18 protein-coding genes are annotated in these 17,515 nt (G+C 69.1%); 8 read left to right on the forward strand and 10 right to left on the reverse strand.

The genetic code is table 11. From position 1 onward, the window contains the following. Positions 1 to 23 precede the first annotated feature (23 nt). The gene (locus ABZ420_RS17380; RefSeq protein WP_040871073.1) at positions 24 to 392 is read right to left on the reverse strand and encodes a MerR family transcriptional regulator; all 369 of its coding nucleotides are present in this window, start codon (positions 390 to 392) and stop codon (positions 24 to 26) included. 65 nt (positions 393 to 457) lie between these two features. Between ABZ420_RS17380 and ABZ420_RS17385 the strand changes: the two genes are divergently transcribed. Continuing rightward, positions 458 to 1,570, forward strand: coding sequence for an alkene reductase (locus tag ABZ420_RS17385; protein ID WP_357123373.1), 1,113 nt, complete (start codon positions 458 to 460; stop codon positions 1,568 to 1,570). Between the two features lie 9 nt (positions 1,571 to 1,579). On the opposite strand, the gene ABZ420_RS17390 is transcribed toward ABZ420_RS17385, so the two are convergent. The 4 genes from ABZ420_RS17390 to ABZ420_RS17405 all read right to left on the reverse strand — a co-directional run bounded on the left by ABZ420_RS17390 (position 1,580) and on the right by ABZ420_RS17405 (position 5,397). Continuing rightward, positions 1,580 to 2,215: a DUF1707 domain-containing protein gene (locus ABZ420_RS17390; RefSeq protein ID WP_357123800.1), complete on the reverse strand. Its 636-nt coding sequence runs from the start codon at positions 2,213 to 2,215 to the stop codon at positions 1,580 to 1,582. A 111-nt stretch (positions 2,216 to 2,326) separates the two neighbouring features. Beyond that, a complete protein-coding gene (locus ABZ420_RS17395; protein WP_357123376.1) occupies positions 2,327 to 2,992 on the reverse strand; it encodes a response regulator transcription factor in 666 nt (221 codons plus the stop codon). Positions 2,993 to 3,011: 19 nt separating this feature from the next. Then, positions 3,012 to 4,205 carry a DUF5931 domain-containing protein gene (locus ABZ420_RS17400; RefSeq protein WP_357123380.1) on the reverse strand — a complete coding sequence of 398 codons (1,194 nt, stop codon included), beginning with the start codon at positions 4,203 to 4,205 and terminating at the stop codon, positions 3,012 to 3,014. Continuing rightward, the gene (locus tag ABZ420_RS17405; RefSeq protein WP_357123803.1) at positions 4,165 to 5,397 is read right to left on the reverse strand and encodes an AI-2E family transporter; all 1,233 of its coding nucleotides are present in this window, start codon (positions 5,395 to 5,397) and stop codon (positions 4,165 to 4,167) included. Before ABZ420_RS17405 ends, ABZ420_RS17400 begins: the two co-directional genes overlap by 41 nt. Before the next feature lie 263 nt (positions 5,398 to 5,660). Between ABZ420_RS17405 and ABZ420_RS17410 the strand changes: the two genes are divergently transcribed. From ABZ420_RS17410 to ABZ420_RS17420, 3 genes are read left to right on the forward strand one after another with little or no spacing between them, the layout of a single operon-like run. Continuing rightward, positions 5,661 to 7,181 (forward strand): adenylate/guanylate cyclase domain-containing protein, encoded by a 1,521-nt coding sequence (locus tag ABZ420_RS17410; RefSeq protein WP_357123806.1) that lies wholly within the window; start codon positions 5,661 to 5,663, stop codon positions 7,179 to 7,181. Between the two features lie 4 nt (positions 7,182 to 7,185). Then, positions 7,186 to 8,274, forward strand: a complete 1,089-nt coding sequence (locus tag ABZ420_RS17415) for a YbhN family protein (RefSeq protein WP_357123382.1) — start codon at positions 7,186 to 7,188, stop codon at positions 8,272 to 8,274. A 49-nt stretch (positions 8,275 to 8,323) separates the two neighbouring features. Continuing rightward, positions 8,324 to 8,683, forward strand: coding sequence for a DUF3054 domain-containing protein (locus tag ABZ420_RS17420; RefSeq protein WP_357123384.1), 360 nt, complete (start codon positions 8,324 to 8,326; stop codon positions 8,681 to 8,683). Here ABZ420_RS17420 and ABZ420_RS17425 read toward each other — a convergent pair whose 3' ends face one another. Next, positions 8,684 to 10,363 (reverse strand): NTF2-like N-terminal transpeptidase domain-containing protein, encoded by a 1,680-nt coding sequence (locus ABZ420_RS17425; RefSeq protein ID WP_357123387.1) that lies wholly within the window; start codon positions 10,361 to 10,363, stop codon positions 8,684 to 8,686. A 376-nt stretch (positions 10,364 to 10,739) separates the two neighbouring features. On the opposite strand from ABZ420_RS17425, the gene ABZ420_RS17430 reads away from it, so the two are divergent. Together ABZ420_RS17430 and aroQ are read left to right on the forward strand one after the other, a co-directional pair. Then, positions 10,740 to 11,339 carry a hypothetical protein gene (locus ABZ420_RS17430; protein WP_357123390.1) on the forward strand — a complete coding sequence of 200 codons (600 nt, stop codon included), beginning with the start codon at positions 10,740 to 10,742 and terminating at the stop codon, positions 11,337 to 11,339. Between the two features lie 51 nt (positions 11,340 to 11,390). Next, positions 11,391 to 11,840, forward strand: a complete 450-nt coding sequence (gene aroQ / locus ABZ420_RS17435; protein WP_357123393.1) for a type II 3-dehydroquinate dehydratase — start codon at positions 11,391 to 11,393, stop codon at positions 11,838 to 11,840. 2 nt (positions 11,841 to 11,842) lie between these two features. Here the strand turns inward: aroQ and ABZ420_RS17440 are convergent, their stop codons facing one another. Continuing rightward, positions 11,843 to 12,289 (reverse strand): nitroreductase family deazaflavin-dependent oxidoreductase, encoded by a 447-nt coding sequence (locus ABZ420_RS17440; RefSeq protein WP_062973086.1) that lies wholly within the window; start codon positions 12,287 to 12,289, stop codon positions 11,843 to 11,845. 252 nt (positions 12,290 to 12,541) lie between these two features. Beyond that, on the reverse strand, positions 12,542 to 13,420 hold the full coding sequence (locus ABZ420_RS17445; protein ID WP_357123397.1) for an NAD(P)-binding domain-containing protein: 879 nt from the start codon (positions 13,418 to 13,420) through the stop codon (positions 12,542 to 12,544). 138 nt (positions 13,421 to 13,558) lie between these two features. Between ABZ420_RS17445 and ABZ420_RS17450 the strand changes: the two genes are divergently transcribed. Beyond that, positions 13,559 to 13,915: a helix-turn-helix domain-containing protein gene (locus ABZ420_RS17450; RefSeq protein ID WP_357123400.1), complete on the forward strand. Its 357-nt coding sequence runs from the start codon at positions 13,559 to 13,561 to the stop codon at positions 13,913 to 13,915. Positions 13,916 to 14,114: 199 nt separating this feature from the next. On the opposite strand, the gene ABZ420_RS17455 is transcribed toward ABZ420_RS17450, so the two are convergent. Both ABZ420_RS17455 and ABZ420_RS17460 read right to left on the reverse strand, forming a co-directional pair. Further along, positions 14,115 to 15,233, reverse strand: coding sequence for a glycerate kinase (locus ABZ420_RS17455; RefSeq protein ID WP_357123403.1), 1,119 nt, complete (start codon positions 15,231 to 15,233; stop codon positions 14,115 to 14,117). Between the two features lie 223 nt (positions 15,234 to 15,456). Then, on the reverse strand, positions 15,457 to 17,046 hold the full coding sequence (locus ABZ420_RS17460) for an alpha/beta hydrolase (protein ID WP_357123406.1): 1,590 nt from the start codon (positions 17,044 to 17,046) through the stop codon (positions 15,457 to 15,459). A gap of 157 nt (positions 17,047 to 17,203) precedes the next feature. Between ABZ420_RS17460 and ABZ420_RS17465 the strand changes: the two genes are divergently transcribed. After that, the gene (locus tag ABZ420_RS17465) at positions 17,204 to 17,515 is read left to right on the forward strand and encodes a GNAT family N-acetyltransferase (RefSeq protein ID WP_040871100.1); all 312 of its coding nucleotides are present in this window, start codon (positions 17,204 to 17,206) and stop codon (positions 17,513 to 17,515) included.

Raw genomic sequence — 17,515 nt, forward strand, 5'->3', positions numbered from 1 at the left:
GCCCGCCGGGTCGGGGTCAACACCTAGGTCGCCGCCCGTTCACCGGCCCGTTCGATCACCTCGTCCAGCACCTCGCGCGAGCGCACGAGATCGTTGATGGTGCGGGTGATCCGCTCCCGCTCCGTCCGCAGCTCGTCGACCAGCGCGGGTGTGGCGTACTCGTTGGGACCGCCGTCCGCGTCACGCATGCAGGGCAGGATCCGCGAGATCTTCTTGCTGGTGAGTCCCGCCGCGAGCAGCTCCTGAATGTGGATGACCCGGTCCACCGCCCGCTCCGGATAGTCGCGATGACCGCCGGGTGTGCGATCGGAGGCCAGCATGCCTTGCTGCTCGTAGTAGCGCAGCGACCGCTCACTCACGCCGGTCCGCTCCGCGAGTTCCCCGATTCGCATCCGCCACCTGCCTTTTCCCGTTCCGGCTTGAATCTCACATTGATGTCAAGTTTTACCGTACTACCATGACGAACACAGCGGCTTCCGCCCTCTTCCAGCCCGCGGCCATCGGCTCCCTCGCACTGCCGAACCGCCTCGTGATGGCACCGATGACCCGCAACCGCGCCGCGTCCGACGGCACGCCGTCCCCGCTCATGGCGACCTACTACGCACAGCGCGCGAGCGCGGGCCTGATCATCGCCGAGGCGACCACGCCGAGCCGGGTCGGGCAGACCTACGCCGACATCCCCGGGATCTATACCGAACAACACATCGCGGGCTGGCGCGCGGTGACCGGCGCTGTCGCGGCGGCGGGCGGGCGCATGTTCCTGCAAATACAGCACGGCGGCCGCGTCGGCCATCCGGACAACAGCGGGCTGTCGCCGATCGCGCCCTCGCCGATCGCGCTGCCCGAACCGATTCACACGCCCAGCGGCGCGCAAGATGCCGTTGTCCCGCTGGAGATGTCCATCGCTGACATCGAAACCACCATCGCCGATTTCGTATCCGCTGCCCGTAACGCCATCGCGGCCGGATTCGCGGGGGTGGAGATTCACAGCGCGAACGGTTATCTGCTGCACCAATTCCTGGCGCAGAACACCAATCAGCGCACCGACTCCTACGGCGGGTCCGTGGCCAACCGCATCCGTTTCACCCGTGAAGTGGTCGAAGCGGTCGCGGACGCGATCGGCGCCGAGCGCGTCGGTGTGCGAATCTCTCCCGGAGTCTCGGTCAACGGCATCGACGAGGGCGACACCGACGATATCTATCCCGCGTTGATCTCGGCACTGGCGGAAAGCGGTCTCGCCTACTTGCATTACGTCTTCGCCGACCCCGATCAGCCGCTGTTCCAGCGGATTCGGTCGCTGTGGGCGGGCACCTTGATCGCCAACCCGAACCTGGGCTGGGGCGTTCCCCTGCCCGAGGACGGCGGCGGGCAAGCGGCGCGGCGACTGCTCGCCGGCGGCGCCGACCTGATCTCCCTGGGCCGTTCCTTCCTGGCCAACCCCGACCTGGTCGAGCGATTCCGCGCGGGAGCGCCGCTGAACCCGGTCCGCGACGCGCACCTCATGTACGTGGGCGGCGCGGAGGGCTATACCGACTACCCGACGCTGGCCATGGCGCCCGCGACCCACTGACCCGGCCGCTCAGCGACCCATCAACCGCCGCCACTGCGCGATGAACGGATGCTTCGCGGTGACCGATCCGAATCGCAGTTTGCCGTGCACCACCAGATGCAGCGGGCCGATCGGCGGGCCGGTGCGGACCTTGTTGTTCACGCTGGAACCGATCAGCTCCAGACCGTTCAGGTCGACGGTGGCCTCCGCGGGCACGATCAGGGTGATCGAACCGAAGAAGTCGTCGACACGCAGTTCGACCACTTGGGTCGACATGATCGCCGCGGTGAAGTCCAAGGTGACCCCGGACAGCCAGTTGTTCAGATGCAGCGTGGGCGGCACCTGCCACGAGCCGCGGCGGTTCACCCCGGACAACCGCGAACGGATCGCGTTGCCCGTGGCATTCGAGCCTGGGGCCTGCCTGGCGAACGCGGGCGAGGTGTTCACGAACGTCGACGGCGCCGCGGCGGGCTGCCCGACCAGGCGCACACCGGGCAGATCGATGAGGACGGCGTTCAGCTCGCCGCGCGTCCTGGCGGCCAGAGCCGTGTCCATCCGCTCGGTGAACTCGCCGAGCGAGAGCATGCCGAGGCCGACGGCGCGCTGCAACAGTTGACCGACGTGTTCCCGCTCGGCGTCCGACACGCGCAGTTCCCGGTCGCCCACCGCGCCGCCGGAGCCGACCGCCTTCGATACCGATTCGGGCCCACCCATGCGATCGAGGTTACCGAGCGCGCGGCCACCTCCGCATCAGGGCGATCCCTGATTCCGGGGGGCCTACTCGAGCCCCTGTTCGATGGCGTAGCGGGTCAACTCGACCCGGTTCGCCAACTGCAATTTGCGCAGCGTCGCCTGCACGTGGTTCTCCACGGTGCGATGGCTCAGTCCCAGCCGCGTCGCTATCTGCTTGGCGGACAACCCTTTCGCCACCATCCGCAGCACCTCGGTCTCCCGCTCGGTGAGCGCGGGCCGGTGTGGCTCGTCCGGTTGCGCGGGCGCGGTCGCCATCCGCCGGTATTCGCCGAGCACCAGCCCGGCCAGCCCGGGAGTGAACACCGCTTGACCGGCCGCGGTGGCGCGCACGGCGTCGGCGAGTTCGGCCGCCGACGCGCTTTTGACCAGGTAGCCCGAGGCGCCCGCCTTGATCGCGTCGAGTACGTCGTCGCGCTCGGCCGAGGCGGAGAGCACCAGCACCCGGCTCTGCGGCGACACCCGCAGCACCTCGGCGGTGGCCTGCGCCCCGTTGCCGTCGGGCAGCTGCATGTCCATCAGCACCACGCCCGGGCGCACCGCGGCGGCGCGCCTGCCCGCCGCGGCGACACCGTCGGCCGTGGCCGTCACCTGGAAGCCCGCCTCGGTGAGATCACGGGAGACGCCGTCGCGCCACATCGGGTGGTCGTCCACCACCATCACCGAAATGGACTCGGCCGCATGCTCCGCCATCCGCGCCTCCCGTCGTCGCTCATCTGGGCACCCGGAATTCCCATTCGGTGCCGAACCCGACCCCGCCGTCGATCTCGGTGAGCAGGTCCGCGCTGCCGCCGAGGGCCGCGATCCGGCCGACGATCGATCGGGAGACCCCCATGCGCCCTTCGGCTTCCGCCTCGGCCAGCCTGCCCGGCGGGATGCCGACACCATCGTCGCGCACACTGATCACCAGTTCGTCGCCGGTGTCCTCCAGTAGGACATATGCTCTCGCATCCGGCCCCGCGTGCAGTTCCACATTGGACAGCGCCGTGGCCACGGCCGAGGCGATCTCGTTCGCCATCCAGCGGCCGACCCGCACCGGCTCGCCGGGCGTGGACACCGACACCGCGGGCGTGGATTGCGCGGTCAGCAGGGGCCGCAGGTCGACCTCGGCGCCCCCCACGTCCCGGTGATCGGCCTGCTCGGTGATCAGCACGCGCAGCGCCACCTCCTGCTCACCGGCTCGCAACGCCAATTCCTCCGTGGGCCCGCCGATCTCGCTGCCGCGGCGCTTGATGTAGCTGAGTACTTGCAACACCCCGTCGTGCACCTCGCGGGAGAGCCGTTCGCGCTCCTCGGCCGCCGCGGTCAGCCGCACCGCTTGTTCCAGCTGGTCCTGGGCGCGGCGGGCGGTGTTGGCGGCCAAGCCGAGCGCCAGACCCACCGAGACGAGCACCGGCACCGTCGCATCCGTCCACACGTCCTCACCCCACTGGTCGCGCACCGTCAGTGCCACCGCGGCGATCAGTGCTCCGGACAGCACACCGGCGAACGGACCGCGCAGGATCGCCGCTCCGATCACGGCGTTGGTCGCCCACAGCGTGGTCGGCAGCGTCTGATGTCCGTGATACCAGCCGTAATCGGCGACCAGGCGAGTGGCGGCCATCAGCCCGATCACGACAACGTGGTCGCCGATCACCACCCAGACGCGCAACCTGGATACCTCGGGAAAATGCCACTGCGACAACATGATCGCCGAAGCACCCGACCACACCGCCATCAGGGCGACGAGCACCCAGCTCAACCGCTGATTCGTGTAGTACGGCGCCGAGGCGATCTGCTGTCCGACCGCGTACAGCAGCGTGACCAGCCGCAGCGCCTGCGCGGCCCGCCACAGCGGTGTGGTCGCCACGTCGGCCGAGCGCAGCTCAGGCCTGCGCCGTGCCGTCGCCGGCTTGCCCGCCGTCATCGGATTCCACCTTTTGCTGCGCCGCCTTCATCGCCTCCGCCCGCTTCCGGGTCGCCTCCATCAGCGTCGCGGCCACGTCGAACCGGCCGGGATCCGGGTGATCGGGTTCGGCTTGATACAGCCCGCGATGGTCGTCGCCGGTCTGTAGTTCCTCGTACAACTCCTCCGGTCCGTCGAGCAACGACCGGATCGCGGTGTTCATCACCGCGACGAACGGCACGGCGAGCAGACCGCCCGCGATCCCGCCGATCACCACGCCCGCCGTGATCGCCAGCACCACGGCCAGCGGATGGATGCTCACCGCCCGCCCGAGCAGCAGCGGTTGCAGCACATGCCCCTCGAGCTGCATCACCGCGATGATGATGCCGAGCACGATCAGCGCGGTGACCAGACCTTTGGTCACCAACGCGATGAACACGGCGATGAACCCGGCCAGGAACGCGCCGATGATCGGGATGAACGCGCCGATGAACACCAGCGAGGCCAGCGGGAGCGCCAAGGGCACCCCGAGAATGGCCAACCCGGCGCCGATGCCGATGGCGTCCACCGCGGCGACCACGACGGTCGCGCGGACGAATCCGACCAGCGTGCCGAACCCGAGCCGCCCGGCGGTGCGGACCCGCTCGCGGTGGTCGGTCGGCACGATCCTGGTGACGAATTCCCAGATCTGATCGCCGCCGTAGAGGAAGAAGATGAGGATGAACAGCGTCAGGAAGGTGCCGGTCAGCAACTCGCCGATCACGGTGGCGGTGGTGAGCGCACCGCTGGTCAGGCTGTCCTGATTGGACTGGATCGCCTTGACGGCGGCGTCGCCCACGTTGCGGATCTGCTCGTTGCTCAGGTGCAGCCTGCCGTTGATCAGCCAGTCCTGGATCTGATGGATGCTATCGGTGAACTTGTTCGACAGCTCCGGCACACCGGCGACGAACTGTTCGACGACGAAGGTCATGATGCCCGCGACCACACCGATCGACCCGACCAGCGCCACGAAGACGCCCACCGCGCGCGGCACGCCCAAGCGCTGCATCCAGTCCACCAGCGGTGCGAGCAGGGCCGCCGCCAGCAGCCCGATGGCGAGCGGAATCACCACGGTCGCCAGTTTCTGCACGATCGCCGCCGCCGCGATCGCCAGCGCGAACAGCACCAGCAGCCGCCAGCCCCACTCCGCCGACACCCGGACGATCGGGTGCACCGTCTCCGCGGCGTGCCGTGACAGCGTGATTTTCCGTTCTGGACTTGGCTTCGGGTCGGTCACCTCCGTGAGCCTAATGTCTGCTGCCGGACGTAGTCCGTCTCAAGCCGGCGCATGGCCGGAGCGAAGGCGGAGGTACGCCTAACCGGCTCGGCCGCACCCTGTCCGCGATCACCGGCGCCGCGACCGCCGCGGACATGCCGACATGATCGAAACGCTAGATTGGACCCGTGTCGGCGCCTCTGGAAGCGGTCAAACAGACCATGCGAACGCGCTGGCCGCTGTACCTGACATCGATGCTGCTGGCGAACGCTTTCGGCGCGGTTCTGGTGTGGGCGTTCATCCAGTACGGGCTACCCGTCCCCGAGGGCGAGCCCTCCGGCGCCAGGCGCACCGGCCTGCTGATCCCCGCCGTGGTCTTCGTGGCGGGCGGCCTGCTCAGCATGGCCGCCTCCGCGCTGATGCTGCGCCCGGTGATGCGCTGGCAGATGCGCGGCGGGCCGCCGAGCCGCCAGGAGCAGATGGCCGCGCTGCACGCACCGCTGCGCCAGGCGATCCTGCATCTCGCGCTGTGGCTGATCGGCGGCGCGGTGCTGGCCACGCTGATCATCAAGGACGCTCCCGCGCTGGCAGGCGCGGTCATCATCACCGAGTGCATGGCCGCGACCATCGTGTTCGGTTTCACCTACATGCTGGGCGAACGCATTCTGCGTCCGGTCGCGGCCCAGGCGCTGACCGAGGGCACCTTCGACCACACCCTGACCCCGGGCGTCGGCACCAGGATGGCGATGACCTGGGGCATGGGCACCTTCGCGCCCACCATCGCGATCGTGCTGCTGTGCGTCACCCAGATCTCTTCGGAGGTGAAGTTCTCCGCGCAGTCGCTTGCCGTCTCCATCCTGCTGCTGTGCGGCGTGGTGATCATGCAGGCGCTGGCGCTGTCCATGCTCACCGGTTCGAGCATCTCCGACCCGGTGCGCCAGCTCAGCCAAGCCATCGACCAGGTGCAGGCCGGGGCGCGCGACGTGCAGGTCGAGGTCTTCGACGGCAGTGAGATCGGGCTGCTACAGGTGGGCTTCAACCGGATGATGGAGGAGGCCGCCAAGCGTCGCCAGCTCCAGGAGCTGTTCGGTCAGCACGTCGGCGAGGAGGTGGCGCAGCGGGCGCTGGACTACGGCACCGAACTCGGCGGCGAGACCCGCTTCGTCGCGGTGCTGTTCGTCGACATGGTCGGCTCCACCGCCGCCGCCGCCGAGCGGCCGCCCACCGAGGTGGTGAGCCTGCTCAACGAGTTCTTCCGCATCGTGGTCGACGTGATCCACCGCCACCACGGCTTCGTGAACAAATTCGTCGGCGACGCGGCGCTGGCCATCTTCGGCGCGCCGCTGGACCGCCCGGACGCGCCGACCGCCGCGCTCGCCGCCGCACGCGAACTGCGCGAAACCCTCCGGGAAGTCCCCGGCCTCGACATCGGTATCGGTGTCTCGGCCGGCCTGGCCGTCGCGGGGAACATCGGCGCGGCCAACCGCTTCGAGTACACGGTGATCGGAGATCCGGTCAACGAGGCATCCCGGCTCACCGAGCTGGCCAAAGAACGTCCCGGCCGAACGCTGGCCTCGGGCAGCGCGCTGTATTTCGCCGAGGAAAGCGAGCAGGACCAGTGGGAAACCGGCGACGAGGTGCAGCTGCGCGGCAGACGCAGGAAAACGCTGCTGGCCTGGCCACGAGAACAGGCCGACGCGCCCGACGCTACCGATGCCGAAACGGCGCGTTCGTTAGGCTGACCGCGTGACGGCCGACGGGGAACTGGCAGGAGATCCTGCGCCGCCGCCCACGGCGGGTTCCCGCCGTGGCAGATTCCGCTGGCTGAAGTGGGTGCTCGGCGCCGCCCTGCTGGCCCTGCTGATCGCCGAGGGCGTGTACCTCTGGCCGCGCCTGCACGAGTCCTGGCGCAAGCTCACCGAGATCCACTGGGGTTGGCTGGCCGCCTCGATCTGGCTTCAGGCACTGTCCATGAGCGGCTTCGCCCGGGTGCAGAAACAGTTGCTCAACGCGGGCGGCGTCGCGGTGAGTCAACGGAAATCCGTCGCGGTGGTCTACGGTGCGACGGCGATGTCGGTGACCTTGCCCGCGGGCCAGGTGTTCTCCACCGCGTTCACCTACCGGCAGACCAGGCGCTGGGGCGCCAGTCCGATCGTCGCCTCGTGGCAGCTGGTGTTCTCCGGCGTGGTCGCGGCAGTGGGCCTGGCGCTGCTCGGGGTCGGTGGCACGCTGCTGTCGGGCGGGCGAGTGGGTCCGCTCAACTTGATCCTGTCGCTGGCCGCCGTAGTCGCGCTGGTGTGGGCGGGCAATCACATATCGCGCGATCCCGGTTCGCTCGAGGCGCTGGCACGCAGGCTGCTCGCACTGGTCAACCGGGTGCGCAAACGGCCACCGGGGCAGGGAGCGGACAAGATCGCGGACGTGCTCGGCCAACTGGAATCGGTTGACCTGGGCAAGCGCGACGGCCTCTTGGTAGCGCTCTGGGCGCTGATGCACCGTTTCGCCGACGTGGCCTGCCTCGGTGCGGCCTGTTACGCGGTGGGCGCCGATCCGCGCATCGCCGGTCTGTTGCTCGCGTTCGCCGTGGGCAAGGCGGTGGGGTCCATCCCGTTCGCACCGGGCGGCATCGTCTACGTCGACGCGACGCTGATCTACGGTCTCACCGCCGCCGCGGGCCTGCCCGCCGCGCAGGCGGTCGCCGCGGCGTTCGTCTATCGGATGGTGAGTTTCGTCCTGGTCGCGATCGTCGGCTGGATCGTGTTCGGGTTCCTGTTCCGCACACGGGAGGCCGACGACGACGAGTTCGAGAAGGAATTCGAGCAGCGGCGGCTGTGACAGGTCAGCCCGCGCGCTGGGCTCCGGAAGCCCCGTTACGCTGGCCCGCGTGAGGAAACTGCTGCCCTTCGTGGTCGATGCGCTGCTCGTCGTCGTCTTCTGCGCTATCGGCAGGCGCAGCCACGACGAGGCGGTGCTCACCGGCCTGCTGCGCACCGTATGGCCGTTCGCGACGGGGTTGATCGCGGGCTGGCTCGTCGTCGTGGCGCTCAGGTGGCGCGCCGCCGCGGGCGACATCACCGCCCTGTGGCCGGCCGGGGTCGTGATCTGGGCTTGCACCCTGACCGGGGGCATGCTTCTGCGCGTGGTCGGTGGTCAGGGCACGGCGGTCAGCTTCGTGCTGGTGGCCGGCGTGGTGCTCGCGGTGTTCCTGCTCGGCTGGCGCGCGGTGTACAAAGCCGTGCGGTGATCACGGCTCCGGCGTCGACAGTGCCTGCAACATCCTGGCCGCCATCCGGGCGGTCGCGTCCTTGCTGTCCACATCGTTGATGTGGACGGCGAAGACCAGATCGCCCATCGCCCCGATCAGCCACCCGTCCGGGCCCGCGGTCGCGGCGAACGCGTCGACGTCTCGGTAGCGGCGCACGCTCGCCAGCTCCGGCGCGTTGGCGGCGTCGCGCAGCATGGCGCGCAGCCGGTCGGCGGTCTGCGGCGGCAGCGGGTCGAGCGGGGCATCGGTGGTGCTCGGGCGGCCTGCCTCGATCATCGGCGGCGGCACCGCTCCCCGCACGATCGCGGCCGCGGCGATGGCCATGCCGAACGGGCTGGCCAGCACGGCGTCCGAACCGCCGCCTTGCAGTACCTGCTCGGCGCTGCGTCCCGCGACGGCCAGACGGCCGGTCACCTCGTCGAGGCCGGGCACCTTGAAGTCGATGCCGACACCGAGCGCGGTCGCCGCCTCTGCCGCGTCCTGTACCGAGACGTCCTGTGGCGCCTTCCCCTTCGCCGAGGCCGCGACGGCCCGGAACAGCTCCATGTTGCCGCCCACCGGATACAACCCGGTGAATGCCACCGAGCCGTGCTCACTGGCCTGGCTGTTCTGCGCGGCCGCCACCACCGCCCCGGTGGACGGCTGGATCGCCACGATCGAGGCCTGGGTGGCCACGCTGACCACCGCGTCCTCGGCGGCACGCTGCAAACGCTGGTCCATGGTGCCCGCGATGTCCGGTCCCGGCGGACCCTGCTGCCCGGCGAGCTGGGTTTTGAACCGTCCGTCCTGTTCGAACAGCTGGACACCCCAGCCGGAATGCGCCTCCTGGCTTTCCTGCTGCACCTTGCGCAGCGCGTCGAGCATCGGTGACCAGACCCGGCGGTCGGCGGAGATCAGCCGCGGCTGCTTCTCCAGCACCACGCCGGGAATCGGCGCCATCCGCGGTTCCAGGATCTCGAAGTCACCCTCGCGCAGGTTCACCGCGACGATCGGCTTGCCCTGCGAGGTGGCCAGCTGCTGCATCAGCGACGGGCCGGTGATCAGCGGGGCGACCGGCTCGATGGCCTTGGCGAGCGCGTCGGTCGACGCGACCGGGTCGGGCATCTTGCCGGGATCGAGCTTGACCACGTTGATGGTCTGCTCGGTCATCAGCGGCGCGCCCGCGATGTCGTTGACCTTCGGCGCGGGCGTCGGGTAGGTGCGCACCAGCTGCACCGTTCGGTTGTGCGCGAGCTGCGGCATCACGACCGCGGGCTCCCAGGAGATCCGCCAACCGATGGCCAGCTTGCGCACATTGCCCTCGAGGCTGTAGTTCCAGGTCTTCCGCTCGCCGAAGTTCCACTCGACGTCCATGCTGAAGATCGCGGACTGCGCGTCCAGGCCGATGAACTGGGTCTTGCGGTAGTCGACCTTCGCGCCCTGCAACCCGGTAAACATTTGCTTGAGGGTTGCTGTAGCCGCGGTGGGGTACGACGTCAGGTCTGCCGCCTTGGTGTAGTCCTGATCGTCGAGCAGATCCGTGAAGCGCTCCACGACCGCTTCGGCTTCGTTCTGCTTCTCGTGTATCCCGCACGACCCGATCCCGAGCGCGAGCGCCGCCACCCCCATGAGTGCCATTGCGCCGCGAACACGAAAGCGGCGGGATCCCCACACGTCCATGTCGCCCACTCTTCACTCTTGTCACTCCAGTAACAAGACCACCGTACCCGAAAAAGACCAGACCGCGATGCCTCCGTAGCGAGGACGTTACCCATGCTCAGCATCCCAATTGTGCCCCGGGATCTTGCATCTCGGGGGGCCTTTCATGATCATCGCCCGGCCGCTCGGCGGCAACCGGCGCCGCTACCGTACCGGCCTTCCCGAAAAGTCGCGCGGTTACCCCCGCGGTCGACGTTTCGAATCAATAAATACCCCGAAAGGTGCGGAACGAAGCAATCGGACCCTCGTTCGCGTACAGCGGAACTCCGATCGGTCGATTACGACGTAATCTTGTAATCAGTGAAAGCACCGCAGCACAGTAAGTAGGTGACTCGTCATGAGAAACGCACACCGCGGCCGGGGTTTCGGGCGAACGGGCGGCTGGCAGCAGGCCGACCTACCGGACCCCTCGGACGTGCCCGATTGGTTCGCCGGAAGATTGCCGAGCGAGTGGTTCACCGGCCCGCCGGTGATCGAGATCGATCGGGACGAGATCGTCGTCATCGGTGAGCTGGCGATCCCGCAACCGGAGAAGACACCGGAGACCGACGACGCCGACACCCCGGTCGAAGAAGTGCCGCGCGCGACCAAGGAGGGCGCGGTCGCCCGGTTCCGCGAGTCGACCCGCCCCGCCCGGATGCAGATCGCGAACGAGGCGCAGCACCGCTACCGGCGCAATGTGGCATGGGGCGTGTCGGTGGACGGGGAACGGATCATGTTCACCCATCTGGCCGTGCCCGTCATGACCCGGCTGCGCCAGCCGGAGCGCAAGGTACTCGACACGCTGGTCGACGCGGGTGTCGCCCGTTCCCGCGCCGACGCGCTGGCCTGGACGGTGAAGCTGGCCGGCCAGCACGCGGAGGCGTGGCTGGAGGAACTGCGCGAAGCCATGCGCAAGGTCGACGACCTGCGCTCGGAAGGTCCGCAGGGGTTGTAGCCGGTCGGGTCCGGTCCGAACGGGGTGGTCCGGCGCGGTATCTTGCCGTGCATGGCTGTGACCGCGACGCCGGGCCCGATCCTGGTTCTGAACGGCCCGAACCTCAACATGCTCGGCACCAGGCAACCGGAGGTGTACGGGTCGGCCACGCTCGCGGACGTCGTGGAGTTGTGCAGGCGGACCGCGGCGAGATTCGACCGGGAGATCGTCGCCTTCCAGTCCAACTCCGAAGGCGCCCTCATCGATCGCATCCACCAGGCGCGCGGCGCCGAGTCGGGCATCGTGATCAATCCCGGTGGACTCACCCACACCTCGGTGGCGCTCCGGGACGCGCTGGTGATTCCGGAACTCCCCATCGTCGAGGTGCACATCAGCAACGTGCACGCGCGTGAGGAGTTCCGGCACCACTCCTACATCTCTCCCATCGCAACCGCGGTGGTCGCGGGGATGGGCATCCAGGGTTACGCCGCCGCCATCGAATTCCTGGCCCGTTCGGCCTGAGCTCACCGCAGCTGGAAAACCGGGAATCCGGGCGCGATGGCGGCGAGTTCCTCGTCGGTGGCGTCCTTGGTCACGCCCTCGAAGAACCTGCCGACCTCCCAGCCCCACTTCCGCAGGTAGAGGCGCAGCAGCGGCACCTTGTCGGCATCGGCCACCTCGGTCGCGGTGAACGTCTCCACCTTGCGGCCGAGCCGCAACTCGCCCCCGCCCGCCACGCGCAGGTTGCGCACCCACTGCGTGTGCCCGCGCGGCGCGACGAGGAAGCGCTCACCGTCCTCCCGCACCATCAGGTTGACCATCGTCGTGCGCCATTCCCCGCTCTTGCGCCCGCGCACCGCGAGCAGTCGCGACCCCATCACGCTGATGCCGAGCTTGGGCAGCAGGTTGGCGAACCGGTTGAAGATCGCGTCGAATCCGGCGGGGCCGAGGTAGCGGGTGCTGAGGTCCATGGCTTCTCCTTGTTGTGAGCACTGCTCTCTATAGAGAGAAGTGTTCCACGGAGCATGCCCCAAGTCAAGAGCACTGCTCTCCATAACTCCCGCCCGCCCTGAGGTTCATGATCAACGGCACATGAGCGCGGCATTTCGCGAGCAGGTCCCTCCACTGCGTGCCGCTGATCAGAAAACGCCTCGCAGAGCCGATTGAGTCTCCGCATGGCCGTGCGTGCGGGAAACGGCTCTGCGAGGCGGGGCGTACGAGGGTCAGGCGTCGCCGCGGAGGAGGGCGTAGGTGGAGATCGGGTTGCCCGCCTGCTCGCTCGCGGCCACGGCCTTGCGCCAGAGCCCCTGGGCGGTGTGTGAGAGGACGGCGTCGACGCCGACTTCTTCACTCGCGTCGATGATGTGCTGCGCGCCCGCGTCCATCATCTTCAGACTGGCCAGCGAGGCCCAGCCGCCGTTCTGGTTGGCGACCGAGAACTCCTCCATGAAGTACGGGAACGCGGCGGCCGAGCGGATCGCGAACGGGACGAACGCGGCGATGTCGTGGCCGGAGCGATCGATCATCGCGGTGGCCTGGTCGAAGGCGAGCAGCCATGGATGGAAGATGGTCAGGAGTCCCTGGTAGAAGACCTGTGCGAGGCCGTCGTCCGCGCCGAGGTATTCCTGCGGGCTCAACGGGCGCAGCAACTCGGCGTGCGCGTCGAACACCTCACGCGGGCCGCTGTAGAAGATGTAGGACGCCGGGTGCGTGATGTTGTCCCCCGCCGACATGACGCCGCCGGAGATGAATCGGGCGCCGTGCGAGCGAACCCACTGCCCGCCCTCGCGCGCCTTCTCCGGCGAATCGGAGGACAGGTTCGCGATCACCTTGCCTTTCAGGTGGCCGGTCGCCTGGCCCAGCACGTCGTACATGGCCGCGTAGTGGGTGAGGCTGAGCACGGTGACCTCGTTCGCGTCGAGCGCGTCGGCGACGCTCGCCGCGCGCTTCGCACCGAGTTCGACCATGGCGTCGGCCTTTTCGGGGCTGCGGTTCCACACCGTCACCTCGACGCCCGCGTCCAGGAAGGCCCGGACCATCGCCTGCCCCATCGGCCCGAGGCCGACGACGGAGACTGCGTGGGCGGTGGTCTGCTCGGACATGATGTGTCCCTTCGGTTCTCGTCGGTTACTTGCTTCGGCGCCGGGATTCATGGTCGTTCCCGCAGGTAGAGTCGGGAAGACCGAACGTCGAGGTGCGGTTGCTTACCTCGAGGTCCGAAACGAGGTCAGAGGAGCGCGATGGACATGAGCAGTGACGCGGATCACGAAGTGTGTGGCATGACGGTCGCGATCGATGTCGTCGGCGGCAAGTGGAAGATGCACCTGATGTGGGTGCTCGGCACCGGCCCGCAGCGCTTCGGCCAGATCCGCAGGCTGCTCGACGGGGTCAGCGAGAAGGTTCTCGCGGAGAACCTGCGGCACCTGGAGTCCAGTGGCGTCGTGCACCGGGAGGTCTATCCCGAGGTCCCGCCACGGGTCGAGTATTCGCTGACGCCGCTCGGCGAGGAGCTGGCCGTCGCGCTGCGTCCGCTCGAGGAGTGGGGCGACCGGCACCGGCACGAGCTGTCCGCGAATCTCCTGGCGTCGGCGAGCTGATCCAACCGAGCAAGAGGGCGACCGGCACCGGACGAACCGGCCACGAATCTACTGGCGGCGACGAACTGATCCCACCGAGGAACAGGACGACCGGCACCGGACGGGCTCGCCGCAGATCTTCTGGCGGCGGCCGGCTGACCAGCCGAGAATGGGACAAGCGGCACCCGACGAACCGGCCGCGAACTTTGGCATCGGCGAGCTAATCCAGCCACTCGGCGGCGATCCGCCCGCCGACGCGTTCGAGCAGTGCCGCCGCCTCCGCCATCGAGCGGTCCGGGTCGGGTTCCAGATCGGCGAGCGCATAGCAGCCCGCGAAGCCCGCGGCCCGGATCTCGTCGGGTGCGAGCAGCGTGCGGCCCGCCACGGCGACCACCGGGACGTCCGCCTTACGAGCGGCCGCGCACACGCCGACCGGCGCCTTGCCGCGCAAGCTCTGCTGATCGAGCGATCCCTCACCGGTGACCACGAGCGTGGCGGCGGCGAGCAGAGCGGGAAAATCCAGCAACTCGAGCACGACCTCGATGCCGCTGCGCACCCGTGCGTCCAGCACGGCGAGCGCACCGAAACCGGTGCCGCCCGCCGCGCCCGCGCCGGGAAGCCGCGCGAACTCTGGGCCCACGAGTTCGGCCCAGGTGGTGAGCGCCGATTCGAGGACGTCGAGTTCGGCCGGTCCGGCACCCTTCTGTGGCCCGTAGACCGCGGTCGCGCCGGTCGGCCCGAGCAGCGGATTGTCGACGTCGCAGGCCAGCGTGAAGGTCGCACCGACGACACCGGGATGCAGGCCGGAGCGGTCCAGCCGGGCGGCGCGGACCAAAGCCGCTCCGCCGCGCGGCAATTCCCGTCCGCCGGTATCCAGGATGTGGACGCCGAGGGCCTGCAACATGCCCGCGCCGCCGTCGGTGGAGGCACTGCCGCCCAGGCCGAGCACGATCTCGGCGGCGCCGTGCTCCATGGCATGCGCCAGGACCACGCCGAGCCCATATGTGCTCGCACCCAACGGGTCCGGCCGTCCCCCTGGCAAGTCCGCCAGACCGACCACGGCGGCCAGTTCGACAACAGCGGTGCTGCCGTGCCGGGCATAGGCCGTCCGGCGCGGCACCCCGGTCGGCCCCGGCGCCGTCAACTCCACCCGGGTCCAACCTGCCGCGACGAAAGCCTCGACCGTGCCGTCACCCCCGTCGGCGACGGGCACCTGCCGGATCTCGGCATCCGGCGCGCTCCGGCGCAATCCCGCCGCGAGGGCCGCCGCCACCTCCGGCGCGGCCAGCGACCCCTTGAACTTGTCCGGAGCGAGGATCACTCGAGCAGCGGATGTCATCCCCACATTCTCGGACGCCGCTGGATCGGCCGCACCACGACACTTCCGCCTACGAAGCCCGGTGCGCTCATGAGCATCCGGACAAGAACGCCGCATACCACTGATCCACAGCGCGGACCGCGGAGGAATTCGCCCTCCAAGTGCGCGTCACCCGGCCGACCTCGAGTTCGTGCTGCGATTTCGAGGGATGGTGCGAGTCGGCGAACTCGCTGTACGGCAACGTTCAGCTCGCGGGCAGCGGGGCTTGGTCGGCCCGGGTGATGTCGACCTTCCCGGTGCGCAGGTAGGTGAGCACGGCCTCGTCCACCGCCGGATTGCCGCGACCGAACGTGCCGTGGTCGCCGCCGTCCACGACGACCAGCGTGCCGCCCAGCGCCGCCGCCATGGCCGGGCCGCCTTCGTATTTGGTCAGCGCGTCGTGACGGCTCTGCAACACCAGCGGCGGGGTGCGCAGCGCCGCACCGGTGATCGGCACCGGCTTGGTCACGGGTTTCCAGGAACCACAGGCCATTCCCGAGCGCACCAGGTCGGCGCGCGCGTCCATGGCGTTGCCGCCGGAGGCTATGGTGCCTGCCGCGGAGCCGAGCAGTTCCGGCCTGCCGGGCACGGCATTCTCGTTGCAGGTGATCGCGCTGAACACGAACCGCCCGGTGGGGTCGGTCGAGGTCGCGCCCTCGATGGCCCGCAGGCGCTGCACGTTCGCCGGATCGGCCGCGGCGTCGGCCATCGCGCGGGCGAAGACCGGCCAGAAGGTGCGGGTATAGGTGGCCACCGTGGTCGCGCCGAGCAACGGAACCTGCGCGGAGACGCCACCGCTGACCAAGGTGCGCAACAGGTTCTGCACTTTGCCGAGCTGCTCGACGCTGCCGGTGTAGCCGTCCCTGGCGATCTCGGCCAGCGGCTCGGGCAGCGCGCCGGGCAGGTCGCCGACGCTCGCGGGCGGCGGGGTCAGGTTGGCGTACCAGCCGCCGCCCTGGGCCGCCGCCAACCGGACCCAGTTGCGATAGACCTGCAATGCGGTGTCGCCGAGGTGGTATTCGTCGTCGTGTTCGGCGATCCAGGCGAACAAGTCGTCCAGGCGCTGTTTGCCCGCGACCTGCTGCTGGGCGAACTCCTCGGTCCACACCCAATCCGGGTTGACGTTGGAATCCAGGATCATCCTGTCCACCCGGTCGCCGAACAGCGCCGCGTACACCGCGCCGAGATAGGTGCCGTAGGACGTGCCCAGGTAACCGATCCGCTCCAGCCCGAGCGCGGCGCGCACCGCGTCGATGTCGCGGGCGGTGTTCTCGGTGGTGACGGCGTCCAGGTAACCGGGCTGCGCCGCGTCACAGGCCTTCTTGATCTCGTCGCGATTGCCGCCGCCGAGCGAGACCTGCCGTCCCTGCTCGTTCTTGGTGCTCGTGCCGCATTCCAGTGGCGTGGCCCAGCGCAGACCGCGCGGCTGGACGGCGATCCGGTCGTAGTGCTCGGCGAGCCCGGCGGGGAATACCTCCACCCGGCGCGCCCAGTAGTCCAGCGCGTCCGCGCCGGGACCGCCGGGGTTGGCGAACAGGACACCTTCCCGCTCGCCCGTGGCGGCGATCCGGCTGACGGTGAGTTCGATCGTGGGCCCGTACGGGTCGGCGTAGTTCATCGGCACGCTGACGACGGCGCACCGCACACCCCGATCGGCGGGCACCGCCCCCTCCGGACACCGGCCGAAGGCGATTCCCGGCGCGGCGTCCGCGACGCCGGTGACGATCGATCCCCCGAGCAGGCCCGCGGCGACCACGGTGGCCGCGACCCGCGAAACCCGCGGTGTCCTCATCATTTTCGTACCTCCCCGAGCCTGCCCGCTCGCACGCGACGACGGACCCGACCAAGAGCATTCTGCGCAGGCCCGCCGGGACAGACAAGTCGGTGGCGGGATTCCGCCCGGTCGGGCGTGTGATTTATCCGGACACCGGCGCACAGAGTAGCGTCGAGCCATGTCGACCGAGGTCAGCAACAACACCGCACTGGAACGCTTCGAGATCTACGTCGACGGTGCGATCGCCGGCTACGCCGAATACCAGGACACGGCTTCCGAGCGCGCGTTCGTGCACACCGAGATCTACTCGTCCTACGAGGGCCAGGGCTATGCGCGGCTGTTGGTCGAGACCGCGCTGAACAGCACCCGCGACGACAAACTCGGCGCGCTGCCCATGTGCCGGACGGTCCACCACTTCATCGAGACCCGCCCCGAATACCTCACGATGGTGCCGCACTGGGCGCGCGACCGGCTGAACCTGCCGCAGTAA

It is taken from the genome of Nocardia sp. NPDC005745 (genome assembly GCF_040630775.1).
Taxonomy (GTDB): domain Bacteria; phylum Actinomycetota; class Actinomycetes; order Mycobacteriales; family Mycobacteriaceae; genus Nocardia.